This is a genomic window from Acetobacter sp. DmW_125128, from assembly GCF_008704325.1.
In the GTDB taxonomy this organism is placed as follows: domain Bacteria; phylum Pseudomonadota; class Alphaproteobacteria; order Acetobacterales; family Acetobacteraceae; genus Acetobacter; species Acetobacter oryzifermentans.
This window is the reverse complement of record NZ_VHOP01000049.1, coordinates 102,443-113,389: the sequence shown is the minus strand read 5'-3', so window position 1 is coordinate 113,389 and position 10,947 is coordinate 102,443. Positions and strand designations below refer to the sequence as shown.

The 10,947-nt window shown below is 50.9% G+C and carries 11 protein-coding genes and 1 pseudogene; 3 read left to right on the top strand and 9 right to left on the bottom strand.

Annotation, left to right across the window (positions count from 1 at the left end; translation table 11 throughout):
• From FKW19_RS15830 to FKW19_RS13405, 4 genes and pseudogenes are all read right to left on the bottom strand, one after another.
• Window positions 1-163, bottom strand: a pseudogene (locus FKW19_RS15830) (carbohydrate porin); the annotation flags it as partial.
• Window positions 164-327: 164 nt separating this feature from the next.
• Window positions 328-879, bottom strand: a complete 552-nt coding sequence (locus FKW19_RS13415; RefSeq protein WP_006115105.1) for an iron transporter — start codon at window positions 877-879, stop codon at window positions 328-330.
• Between the two features lie 33 nt (window positions 880-912).
• Window positions 913-1,734, bottom strand: a complete 822-nt coding sequence (locus FKW19_RS13410; protein WP_089179757.1) for an FTR1 family protein — start codon at window positions 1,732-1,734, stop codon at window positions 913-915.
• A 3-nt stretch (window positions 1,735-1,737) separates the two neighbouring features.
• Window positions 1,738-2,097: a cupredoxin domain-containing protein gene (locus FKW19_RS13405; protein WP_014457553.1), complete on the bottom strand. Its 360-nt coding sequence runs from the start codon at window positions 2,095-2,097 to the stop codon at window positions 1,738-1,740.
• Window positions 2,098-2,171: 74 nt separating this feature from the next.
• Between FKW19_RS13405 and FKW19_RS13400 the strand changes: the two genes are divergently transcribed.
• Entirely contained in the window at window positions 2,172-2,702 is a 531-nt protein-coding gene (locus tag FKW19_RS13400; RefSeq protein WP_089179756.1) for a hypothetical protein, read from the top strand.
• A gap of 73 nt (window positions 2,703-2,775) precedes the next feature.
• On the opposite strand, the gene thiC is transcribed toward FKW19_RS13400, so the two are convergent.
• Window positions 2,776-4,653 (bottom strand): phosphomethylpyrimidine synthase ThiC, encoded by a 1,878-nt coding sequence (gene thiC, locus FKW19_RS13395; protein WP_063354728.1) that lies wholly within the window; start codon window positions 4,651-4,653, stop codon window positions 2,776-2,778.
• Between the two features lie 408 nt (window positions 4,654-5,061).
• Here thiC and FKW19_RS13390 point away from each other — a divergent pair, with 408 nt between their 5' ends.
• Entirely contained in the window at window positions 5,062-6,549 is a 1,488-nt protein-coding gene (locus FKW19_RS13390) for a sugar porter family MFS transporter (protein ID WP_063354727.1), read from the top strand.
• A gap of 95 nt (window positions 6,550-6,644) precedes the next feature.
• Here the strand turns inward: FKW19_RS13390 and accC are convergent, their stop codons facing one another.
• Genes accC through aroQ form a run of 3 tightly spaced genes read right to left on the bottom strand, consistent with a single transcriptional unit; the run spans window position 6,645 to window position 8,913 of the window.
• On the bottom strand, window positions 6,645-7,988 hold the full coding sequence (accC, locus tag FKW19_RS13385) for an acetyl-CoA carboxylase biotin carboxylase subunit (RefSeq protein ID WP_006115099.1): 1,344 nt from the start codon (window positions 7,986-7,988) through the stop codon (window positions 6,645-6,647).
• Window positions 7,988-8,461 (bottom strand): acetyl-CoA carboxylase biotin carboxyl carrier protein, encoded by a 474-nt coding sequence (gene accB / locus FKW19_RS13380; protein ID WP_006115098.1) that lies wholly within the window; start codon window positions 8,459-8,461, stop codon window positions 7,988-7,990. Before accB ends, accC begins: the two co-directional genes overlap by 1 nt.
• Window positions 8,461-8,913, bottom strand: coding sequence for a type II 3-dehydroquinate dehydratase (aroQ, locus tag FKW19_RS13375; RefSeq protein WP_035352282.1), 453 nt, complete (start codon window positions 8,911-8,913; stop codon window positions 8,461-8,463). The genes accB and aroQ overlap by 1 nt, the downstream gene beginning before the upstream one ends.
• A 302-nt stretch (window positions 8,914-9,215) precedes the next feature.
• On the opposite strand from aroQ, the gene FKW19_RS13370 reads away from it, so the two are divergent.
• Window positions 9,216-9,767: a septal ring lytic transglycosylase RlpA family protein gene (locus FKW19_RS13370; protein ID WP_370512882.1), complete on the top strand. Its 552-nt coding sequence runs from the start codon at window positions 9,216-9,218 to the stop codon at window positions 9,765-9,767.
• 99 nt (window positions 9,768-9,866) lie between these two features.
• Here the strand turns inward: FKW19_RS13370 and FKW19_RS13365 are convergent, their stop codons facing one another.
• Complete coding sequence (locus FKW19_RS13365) at window positions 9,867-10,937, bottom strand: YihY/virulence factor BrkB family protein (RefSeq protein WP_006115095.1); 1,071 nt, start codon at window positions 10,935-10,937, stop codon at window positions 9,867-9,869.
• Between the last annotated feature and the right edge of the window lie 10 nt (window positions 10,938-10,947).

Here is a 10,947-nt window from a genome sequence, read left to right as displayed (position 1 = left end):
CCGGGTCAATCTGTTCAATCAAAGGCCCAGAATTGCCTAACCGACGACGATCCTGCTCAATCTGCGTCTCCTCACCATGCGCTAAGACGGGAGTAGTCAGAATTGTCGCGTAAAGACAAAAAAACTTTAGAAATTTTCTATTTATTTTACGGGATTTTTGCATGGTTGTAAGCTGCTCTGGTAATTGGCGCGGATGATCTGCATTTAGCAACGGATAATCATTCTCAATTAGAGCGTATAAAAATGCAATTAGAATGCTGTCTTCATAAACGCAGGGCTGGAATGTAAAAAAGAGAGGGCAATGCCCTCTCTTTTAAAACATCATTATTACTTCTGTGGGTATTCAAAAGTGAATGATTCTGTAAAGGGCTGCCAAAAGCCCGGCGTGCCGGTTTCTTTATCTGTGTGATGAATAAACCCGTTGGCTTCCGGTGAGCTGTAGTTAAACACAACCGTGTAGCTGCCAGGGCCATCCATTTTAACATTGTTGGCGTAATGCGGGCCATCTTTTGCTGTCATGGGGTGCAGCGTGCCCTGATTTTTCCAGCTGGATCCTTTTTTGGTCAGAGTGTAATCTACCTTCAGGTAAGGAACCCAAGCTCCATCAGGAAAGCCCCACTGGTTATCTGCCGTGGCATGTACATCGGTTTCCAGATGAATGGTATCTTTGCCCATCGCCATGTCAGATGTCATGGGCATCATGTCAATATCAAGCAGATAGTTTGCTGCAATTTCCATGTCATGTGCATGCACGGGGCCACCCACTGGGTATTCGCGGGCTGCAGCCGGAAGAGCGATGGCAAGGGTAAGAACCGATGCCGCGGAAAGAATTGAAAGATAGGATTTCATATGTCTGCACCTCAAGTTTTTGTAAGGCACAGTGGCAGATATTTTCTGCGCACCTGTGACTGATTATGAAGCGCTGGATTGAGGACGTGTGCGAACAAAGCGTTCAGCAACAACCAGTCCGGCAAGTGTCAGCACCCATACAAGCAGCTGAATGCCCATTGGTCTATCTGTGTATCCAATCAGAACTTTGGCCGTGCGCCCAAGCATGCTGCCATCAGACAGCAGCCAAGATGTATCCCAGATATCGTAACCCAGAGCGGGGATCAGATCATCATTCGCAAGGATGGCAGCAGCCTGACTGGCCATACCAGCAGCCAGAAAGGAGACCAGAACATTCGTGACTGCAAAAAGATGTTTCAGAGGAATGATAATCAAACCTCTATAAAGAGCCCATGAAAGTGCAGCTCCCCCCAGAACGCCAAGGAGGCCGCCTGTAAACATGGACACAAAACCGGTATGTGCGGAAACAGCAATACCATAAAGGAACAGCACAACTTCCATGCCCTCGCGCAGAACAGCTACTGCAACAACAGTAGCCAGAGCGAAAAGAGAGCGGCTTCCTTCTGATACTTCATTGCCAACACTACGCATTTCCTGAGCAAGCTCGCGGCCATGGCTGGCCATCCAGATAACATGCCATGAAAGCATAAGAACCGCGATGCACAGGATAACAGCAGAAAAAATATCCTGCCCGTTTCCTGAAAAAGCCTGAGAGAGTTCACCCGCAAACATGGCCACAATTGCTGCGCCAACAACACCTGCGCCAATGCCGCCGGAAACCCACCATCCGCGCCCCGGAATGCCCCGTGTGGCTGCCAGCACAATGCCAACAATCAACCCGGCTTCCATAACCTCGCGAAAGACAATAATCAGGCTTCCAAGCATAATTTACTTCTTTTCTTCTGCTGTAACTGTACCCTTGGCCTCGTCTGGGTGGTAATCATCAAAAAAAGTATAGGTTCCAGGGTGAAGAGGCCCAGCATGCACTTTGATTGTTCCTTGTGGAACAACAATTTTTTCAAATTTCATATCGTAGCTTTCGAACTCATCAGTTGTTGTGTCCTGATTGTTGAGTTCGATCATGAATCGCTCACCAGCAGGAACGGTGATATGATCAGGCTCAAAATGATGATCTTTGACAGTAAGCTGAAAAACTGTTTGAGAATGGGCCTGCTGAGGGAAACATATCCATGCACCTGCTAACAGAGGAATGGCTGCTACAAGCAGTTTCATTGTATGATACTCCATCAGTCATGCCGTTTGGATTAGTGCGAATCATTGTCAAAGTCAATCACACCAGATAACCCGCGAGCTTAACGCTTATGTCATCTCATCCCTTGGCGTTCCTGCGCCTGCCCAACTCCTTGCTTATGGCGTTAGATAGTCGGGCTTATCATTTCTGGTTCCAGCCAGTGCATTACCTTGCGAGAATTGTACATATTCTTACAATGGCAGCGTTTTTTGGTCTGGAATTTCTGTTTATTCTCGCTGTTATTCAAAATCTGGATCGGCCAACAGTGGTGCGCATTTCACGGTTTATGGTGAAGCCACTGCATATCAGTTATGCCTTGGCGATGATCTCTGGTTTCGCTTTGTTTTTTTATGATCCAGTGCATATCGGCAATCGGGCGTATCTTTCTCCTAAATTGATAGCATTGGCCGTAGCGGGTGTTCTGGCATGGTTTGGGCATAAATCTATTTACTGGCCGGTGATGGCTGGTCGGGATAATGATCTGCCAAAATGGACAAAAGCGTTTTGTGTGGCGTCCTGCGTGGTATGGGCCGCTGTTATTGTATTTTCATGCCTGAACAGTGAAGGCGTGCCGAAAGTTTATTTAAGGCACTATTTCTAACAACGTGATTTTTGTGGGCATAAAAAAAGCCCCGCGCTATTGGCCCGGGGCTTTTTGTTATCAGTTTGGTAACTTACTCTGCTGGCACATAAACTTTGCCACCAGCTTGTCGGAATTCTTCTGTTTTCTGCTCCATGCCAGCAATGCGTATGGCGTCTTGCTTCAGATCCTGACTGATACGCATTGAACAGAATTTAGGGCCGCACATTGAACAGAAATGTGCACTTTTATGTGCCTCCCGCGGCATGGTTTCATCATGATACGCGCAGGCTGTATCTGGGTCTAAAGAAAGATTGAACTGATCTTCCCACCTAAAGGAGAACCGCGCACGGCTAAGCGCATCATCCCGATATTTTGCGGATGGATGACCTTTTGCAAGATCAGCGGCATGCGCTGCAATACGGTAGGTGATCACACCTGTTTTTACGTCATTCCTGTCTGGTAGGCCCAGATGTTCCTTGGGTGTGACATAGCAGAGCATAGAGGTGCCAAACCATCCGATCATGGCTGCGCCAATGGCAGATGTAATGTGGTCATACCCCGGTGCAATGTCTGTGGTCAGCGGGCCAAGCGTATAGAAGGGGGCCTCCTTACATTCTTTAAGCTGCTTATCCATGTTGGCCTTGATCTTGTGCATGGGCACATGGCCTGGCCCTTCGATCATAACCTGACAGCCTTTTGCCCAAGCGATTTCTGTGAGTTCACCCAGGGTTTCCAGTTCGGCAAACTGTGCGGCATCATTAGCATCGGCAATGCTGCCTGGTCGTAGGCCGTCTCCTAAAGAGAAGGAAACATCATAGGCGCGCATGATGTCGCATATGTCTGCAAAGTGTTCGTAAAGGAAGCTTTCGCGGTGACCATTTAGGCACCAGCTTGCCATGATGGAGCCGCCGCGTGAAACAATGCCTGTAACGCGATGAGCTGTTAGCGGCACATGCTGCAACCGTACGCCCGCATGAATGGTAAAGTAATCCACGCCCTGTTCTGCCTGTTCGATCAGAGTATCGCGAAAAACTTCCCAGTTCAGTTTGCTGACATCACCGCCGACTTTTTCTAAAGCCTGATACAGTGGCACTGTGCCAATAGGTGTGGGAGCGTTACGTAAAATCCAATCACGGATATTGTGGATGTTTCGGCCTGTGGAAAGGTCCATTACGGTATCCGCACCCCAGCGAATGGACCATACAAGCTTTTCAACTTCTTCTGCCGCTGATGAAGTAATGGCAGAATTGCCGATATTGGCGTTAATTTTTACAAGGAAATTACGCCCGATAATAACGGGTTCCAACTCTGGATGGTTGATGTTTGCCGGAATAATGGCTCGGCCGCGGGCAATTTCCTGACGGACAAATTCAGGCGTAATGAATTCTGGAATACTGGCTCCAAAGGATTCACCATCTTCCAGACACTGGGCGGCATCATCAGCAGCTTTTTGTCGGCCCAGATTTTCGCGGTGGGCCACGTAAATCATTTCATCTGTAATAATGCCTGCTTTAGCGAACTCATACTGCGTAACAAGTTGCCCTTCTCGCCCCTTCAGCACGGTATGCGGAGCAGGGCAGGGGGCTACAAGATAGGTGCCTTCTGCATTGCCATTATCTTCTGGTTTAATGTCACGCGGTTTGATGTTCTCAAAACCGCGGGCAGTCAGCCACGGTGCCCGAATTTTGGGTAGCCCTTTGTTAACGTCAATTTCTACAGTGCTGTCTGTGTAGGGGCCGGAAGTATCGTACACACGCACCGGTGGTTCGTTTGCAGAAGGTTCCAGCATGATTTCGCGGAACGGCACACGCATATCTGGTCGATCTGCGGGGCTAGAATACACTTTACATGAACCACGGATGGCACCGGTGGTGACATGCCCCGGAGCGGGTGCAGCCGTGTTGGCAGGTTTAGGGTTGCCCCCTACACTGGAAGGGGCCGCGTTTTGTTTGGAATCAACTGAAGACATAATGTCATCGTCTCCTCTGCCGAGGAGGACAGGTCTGAAGAGACTCCGCTTTTGTGGGCGGCTAGGTTCGGGAAGAACATATCTGTCTTTTCAGGCACCAGTCCCTCCGCCGGTATAAGCCGGATCAGGTTCCCCGCCAAAACATCATGTTCTGGCGGCAGGGTCGCCACGGTGCCCGAACGAATCGTGCAAAAAGTGGCCTCTCAGTTCCTTACCGGAACCCCCCTTGGTATCGGACAGCAGATAGCTTTAAGTGCAATTATGTCAAGAAAAATCAAAGGGAAACGAAAAACGTATGCGTGCGTTTTAGAAGGGTGAAATGCGTAAGGCATAAAAGCCTATTTGTGACATAATAAATAAAATTATGTCAGCTATGCAATAATTTTCTAATCGTGGCATAATCACAGCATGAAATCTGAAAAGAAACGAGCTCAAGAAGCTATACAAAATCTCGATATTTCTCCGTATGCCAAGCACGTGTTGTGGATTGCAGCATTTGTTTCTGCCATCTGTGGTGGTCTTTACGGCTACGATACCGGTATTATTTCTGGTGCCCTTCTTCTTATTACAAAAGATTTTCATCTGACTGCTGGTCAGGAGGAAATTGTTACATCAGCTATTCTGGTAGGCGCTGTTATTGGTGCCATGGGCATTGCCAACTTATCAGAACGCTTTGGCCGCCGTGTTTCGGTTATGGTCGTTACCGCAGTTTTTGTAATTGGTGCATTAGCGTGTTCTTACGCACCCAATCTTACCAGCCTCATTATTGCCCGTGTATTTTTGGGCTGCGCAGTGGGTGGGGCCACGCAGGTGGTGCCAACATATATTTCGGAATTGGCCCCAGCCAGCAAGCGCGGCAATCTGGTAACGCTGTTTAACGTGGCTATTGGGATTGGCATTTTTCTGGCCAACTTGGTTGGTTTTACCATGCGTGAAAAATGGGGTTGGCGGCCCATGATTTCTGTGGCCGCTATCCCGGCTGCTTTTGTTTTTATCAGCATGTTTTTTCTGCCCAAAAGCCCACGTTGGACTGCTGAAAATGAAGGGCTGGAATCTGCGGTAGAGCAGCTTGGGCGTGTGCGTTCTTCCCGCAAGGTCATTCAGCGCGAGATCAATGAGATCCACGCCAATGTTGTAAATCTGGATGAAGATGAGCGTGGCTGGAAGGGCCTGAAGCTACCTTGGGTGCGCCCTGCGCTGATAGCTGCCTTAGGGATTGCCTTCTTTACGCAGGCTGGTGGGCTGGAGATGATGATCTACTATACCCCTACCTTTCTGTCTGACGCAGGGTTTGGAAGTTCATCAGCACTGCTGACAAGCTTGGGAATCGCGCTTGTTTATCTCATCATGACCCTGCTTGGGTGCTTGTTTGTAGATAAAATTGGCCGTCGGCGCTTGGTGCTTATTATGGGGCCGGGCTCTGTTGTAAGCCTTATTGGCCTGGGCATTGTTTTTGCCATGCACCCGGCTCAGGGGAGTGTGGGAAGCTGGTTGATTGTGGCCTTCTTGCTGCTGTTTATGCTGTTTAATTCTGGCGGTATTCAGGTTGTGGGCTGGCTTTTGGGGGCAGAGTTGTTTCCGCTGCCTATGCGTGCTGCGGCAACCAGTATACATGCGGCCATGCTGTGGGGGGCTGATCTGCTGGTAACATCCACGGCTCTTACATTGGTGCAGACAGTTTCTTTGGGCGGCACCATGTGGATTTATGCTGGTGTTAACCTTGCGTCTGTCTTGTTTGTTTTCTTCTGTGTGCCGGAAACAGCTGGGGCAACATTGGAAGATATTGAAACAGCTTTGCGCCGTGGTGAATTCCGCCCGCGTGTGGGGCAAGATCCGCGCATTCGCTCCTATGATGAGGAAGAAGAGGAAGCTGTTGGGGTGACGCCTAGTGCCTAATTGCTGATCTTAAGATCCAAATACAAAAAACCCGGCGGCAACCTAAAAGATGCGCCGGGTTTTTTGTGGTCGCCATAAAACAGTCAAACCGCAGTTTAGTGTGGTTTGGCTGTAAATTGCTCCAACCAATGGATGGTGTACTCACCCTTCTGGAATTCTGGATCTTCCAGAATACGGCGGTGCAGCGGAATAACAGTTTTAATACCTTCCACCACAAATTCATCCAACGCACGCTGCATGCGTGCAATAGCCTGCTCACGCGTAGGGGCGTGTACGATCAGCTTGGCAATCATGCTGTCGTAAAAAGGTGGTACGCGGTAACCGGTGTAAAGGGCGCTATCTACACGTACACCCAAACCGCCGGGTGGATGGTAAACAGCAACCGTGCCGGGGCAGGGGGTAAAGTTGTCTGGATCTTCCGCATTGATACGGCATTCAATGGCATGGCCAGAAAATGAAATATCTTTTTGCGTGTAGCCAAGCTGCTCACCAGCGGCCAAGCGGATTTGCTCACGCACCAAATCCACATCACACACCATTTCGGTTACTGGATGTTCGACCTGAAGGCGGGTGTTCATTTCAATGAAGCAGAACTGTCCATCCTGATACAGGAATTCCAGCGTGCCCGCGTTGCGGTAGCCCATTTTGGAAAGGGCCTGCGTGGCTGTCTGGCCAATGGCATCACGCTGTTCTGCCGTAAGGGCAGGAGAACCTGCTTCTTCCAGAAGTTTCTGGTGGCGGCGCTGGAGAGAGCAGTCGCGTTCCCCAAAATGCACCACGTTGCCGTAATTGTCCCCCAGAATCTGGAGTTCAATATGGCGTGGCCGATCCATGTATTTTTCCAGATAAACAGCATCGTTACCAAAAGCAGCACGTGCTTCGGCGCGGGCCATTTTCCAGGCATCTTCCAGATCGTCAGCCGTTTGGGCCACCTTCATGCCACGGCCACCACCGCCAGCCGCAGCCTTGATCAGCACTGGGTAGCCCACTTTATCAGCAACTTCGCGGGCTTCTTCTAGGCTTGTCAGTTCACCATCAGAACCGGGCACCAAGGGCACGCCCAGCATCTGCATGGTGGTTTTGGCGGTAATCTTATCCCCCATCATGCGGATATGCTCCGCCGTAGGGCCAATAAAGGTTAGGCCGTGTGCTTCCACCGTTTCGGCAAAATCAGCATTTTCTGAAAGAAAACCATAACCGGGGTGAATAGCTTCCGCCCCGGTAATGGTGGCTGCAGAAAGAATTGCAGCTACGTTCAGATAAGAATCGCGCGAGGCTGGTGGCCCGATGCAAACAGCTTCATCTGCCAGCCGAACATGCATGGCGTCTTCATCCGCAGTGGAATGTACCGCTACAGTCTTGATCCCTAGCTCCCGGCAGGCGCGCAGGATACGAAGGGCAATTTCGCCTCGGTTGGCGATAAGGATCTTAGAAAACATTACTCAATAATAGCAAGCGGCTGGCCGTATTCTACCGGATCGCCCGAAGCCACCAGCAGGGCTTTAAGCGTGCCACCTTTAGGAGCCTTGATCTGGTTGAAGGTTTTCATGGCTTCAATCAGCATCAGGGTCTGGCCAGCAGTTACAATCTGGCCTTCGCTGGCAAAAGGAGGGGAGGACGGATCTGGGGTCAGGTAAGCCACACCCACCATTGGGCTGTTTACAGCGCCCGGATGGCGAGAAAGGTCCGCCGGGGCGGCAGGCACTGCGGCTTCCGCCGGGGCTGCGGCGGGTGCCGGTGCCGGAGCTGCAACGGCCTGAGGCGCGGCCGCCACAGCTTGCACGGGGGCAGGCATGCGGGCAACGCGAATGCGGCTGTCCTTTTCCGATACTTCAATTTCAGTCAGGCCGGTTTCGGCCAGAATTTCAGCCAGAGCCCGAATGGCCTCCGCATCCACGAGCAATCCGCTCATCAGTCATCCTCATTCAGAATAAGATCGGTCATTGCCTGCAATGCCAGAGAATACCCCGCCACGCCTAGCCCACAGATAACGCCTGTAGCGGCGCGAGAGACATAGGAATGATGGCGGAATGGCTCGCGGCGGTGAATGTTGGAGATATGAACCTCTATCACAGGCAAGTCTGTTGTCAGCAGGGCATCCAGCAGGGCGATAGACGTATGTGTATAGCCAGCCGGGTTGATGATAATGCCCCGCGCACGCTTGCGGCAGTCCTGCACCCAGGAAATCAGCTCACCTTCAATGTTGGTCTGGCGGAAATCTATGGCCAAGCCCAGCTTTTCAGCTGTTTGCAGGCAAAGTTGTTCCACGTCGTCCAGCGTCGCCCGCCCGTATATTTCGGGTTGGCGCTGGCCAAGCATATTCAGGTTGGGGCCGTTGAGTACAGCAATAAGAGGTCTTTCCATAACAGGAAGGGGCCGTAGCACGATGCTGCCCCGTATCCAAGAGAAGAGGCATGCTGGTGGGCAGGAAAATGCAGTCTAGCAAAAATACGTGCAGCGGAGTTGCGTGCTTTAAGGCCATATTTTTGTCACGATAAGCGTGTTGAACATAAGTGACTATAAATCTGTATTTGCATTCTGAAGGTTGAAAAAGATTGCTTTTACAGTGTGAACACGGTCTTCTGGCGAACAGAACGATGTCAGAAAATGGAGTAAACAGGCGGATGTCAGCCCTGCGCCGGGCACTTCTTGGAAGTGTGTTTGTTATGTCTTCTCTTTTGTCGGCTTCCGCTGTTCAGGCAGCAGAGGCCGGGCAAGGTGGTACGGCGTGGGCAGATTCTGTCCGCCGTGCATTGGCTGGGCGTAGCGCACAGACAGTCGCCACTGCGGATTCTGATACAAATAAGGCGCAGCGCATTTTTCAAAAAGGTGTGGCCAGTTGGTATGGGGGGCGCTTCCATAATCGACGCACATCTTCGGGGGAGCGGTTTGATAAGGGCAGCTTAACAGCCGCGCATCCTACGGCACCGTTGGGCAGTAAACTACGGGTTGTTTCAGAAGATACAGGCCGCTCTGTGGTGGTTACAATCAATGATCGTGGGCCTTACAGCCGTGGCCGTATTATTGATGTCTCCAAAGCCGCAGCCGCGGAATTGGGGATGTTGAACAGTGGTATTGCCCATGTGCGGGTAGAGCCCGCTCCGGTTGAAGTGGCATCTGCGCCAGATGAAGGTGGTTTGGCTGATAGCAGCCTTTCCTTGCAGGACACCGCACCGCACACAGCGCGCCCTCTTCATAGGGCACGTCACCGCCGTTAAGACGAATACGGCAGGTTTTTACAAAAAGCATTGTAGAGAATTAAAAAAGGGTATCCCGATCGGGATGCCCTTTTTTGGTAAGTGCTGGATTCTGGTTGATCAAACTTCCAGAGGCTGCCGCGTAATGCCGCGGGCGTAGCTTTCCATCTCAGCATTCAGTTCAGCCCCCATAAGTACCACCCATGCGGTTACAAAAAACCACATCATAATGGCGATAAAGGCCCCTAGTGGCCCATAAGTGGCGCTGTAACTGGCAATATGTGCCACGTAGTAGGAAAAGCCGAGTGATGCCGCAATCCACGTTAACGTGGAGCAGACGGCTCCGGGCAGAACCCAGCGCCATTGGGTGGAAATGTGCCGGTTGGGGCCAAATCTGTACAGTGCGGAAAGAGCCAGAGTTTCAAATGTAAACATCACCACCGGGCCGCTCCACCGGGCCATAAATTCAATGGAACCGGGAGGAGTGGGAATGTGTAGCAATGCCGGAAGGTTAAGCAGCAGAGGCATGGCTACCATAAGGGCCAAAGTAAGCACTGCGCCCAGAATGCCGCAAAGAGTAAGGGCAAAGGCAGTAATCTGAAATATAAAGAAATTACGATTTTCACGTGTATTATACGCGATATTCAAGGCAGAAATAATAGACCGCGTTGCCGCAGAGGCAGACCACAAAGCCACGCTGACTGAAATAATCAGGTTGAATGTGAGAGATGAGGGTGGCTCAGCTACCAGCGTTTGCACACGATCATAAAGCAGAGTGAAGGCATTGGGTGGCAGCAGGTTGCGCAAGACTTCCATCTGTGGCGCCACGGTCTGCACATCAAAAGCCAACCCATAAATGGAGATCAGGGAGCTGATGGCCGGAAATAGGGAGAGCGTGGTATAAAATGCGCAACCAGCGGCCACCAACGTGGTGGGGCCTGAAATAAGGCTTTTAACTGTGCGCTGTAAAATAATCTTCCAATCTTTCCGCCCCAGTTCAGAAGGGCGAGAAAAATTGGGTTGCACGTTTTCATGAATCGTGTGGGAGTGAGAATCCGGGTGCACAGATGGGCGCGTATCGGGCTGACAGATAACCTGCATCGGGATTGGAGCGTCCTTCGTTAAGGTAAGAGGCACCTTCTGCGGCACCAGCGATAAACTTGTAGCAGCACACCAAAACAATAACGGCATGGTGTGCGGT

What these genes read in the sequence shown, in the direction of transcription:
- FKW19_RS13410 (WP_089179757.1), bottom strand. Translation starts at nt 1,734, where the DNA reads ATGCTTGGAAGCCTGATTATTGTCTTTCGCGAGGTTATGGAAGCCGGG.
- FKW19_RS13405 (WP_014457553.1), bottom strand. Translation starts at nt 2,097, where the DNA reads ATGGAGTATCATACAATGAAACTGCTTGTAGCAGCCATTCCTCTGTTA.
- FKW19_RS13400 (WP_089179756.1), top strand. Translation starts at nt 2,172, where the DNA reads ATGTCATCTCATCCCTTGGCGTTCCTGCGCCTGCCCAACTCCTTGCTT.
- thiC (WP_063354728.1), bottom strand. Translation starts at nt 4,653, where the DNA reads ATGTCTTCAGTTGATTCCAAACAAAACGCGGCCCCTTCCAGTGTAGGG.
- FKW19_RS13390 (WP_063354727.1), top strand. Translation starts at nt 5,062, where the DNA reads ATGAAATCTGAAAAGAAACGAGCTCAAGAAGCTATACAAAATCTCGAT.
- accC (WP_006115099.1), bottom strand. Translation starts at nt 7,988, where the DNA reads ATGTTTTCTAAGATCCTTATCGCCAACCGAGGCGAAATTGCCCTTCGT.
- accB (WP_006115098.1), bottom strand. Translation starts at nt 8,461, where the DNA reads ATGAGCGGATTGCTCGTGGATGCGGAGGCCATTCGGGCTCTGGCTGAA.
- aroQ (WP_035352282.1), bottom strand. Translation starts at nt 8,913, where the DNA reads ATGGAAAGACCTCTTATTGCTGTACTCAACGGCCCCAACCTGAATATG.
- FKW19_RS13370 (WP_370512882.1), top strand. Translation starts at nt 9,216, where the DNA reads ATGTCTTCTCTTTTGTCGGCTTCCGCTGTTCAGGCAGCAGAGGCCGGG.
- FKW19_RS13365 (WP_006115095.1), bottom strand. Translation starts at nt 10,937, where the DNA reads ATGCCGTTATTGTTTTGGTGTGCTGCTACAAGTTTATCGCTGGTGCCG.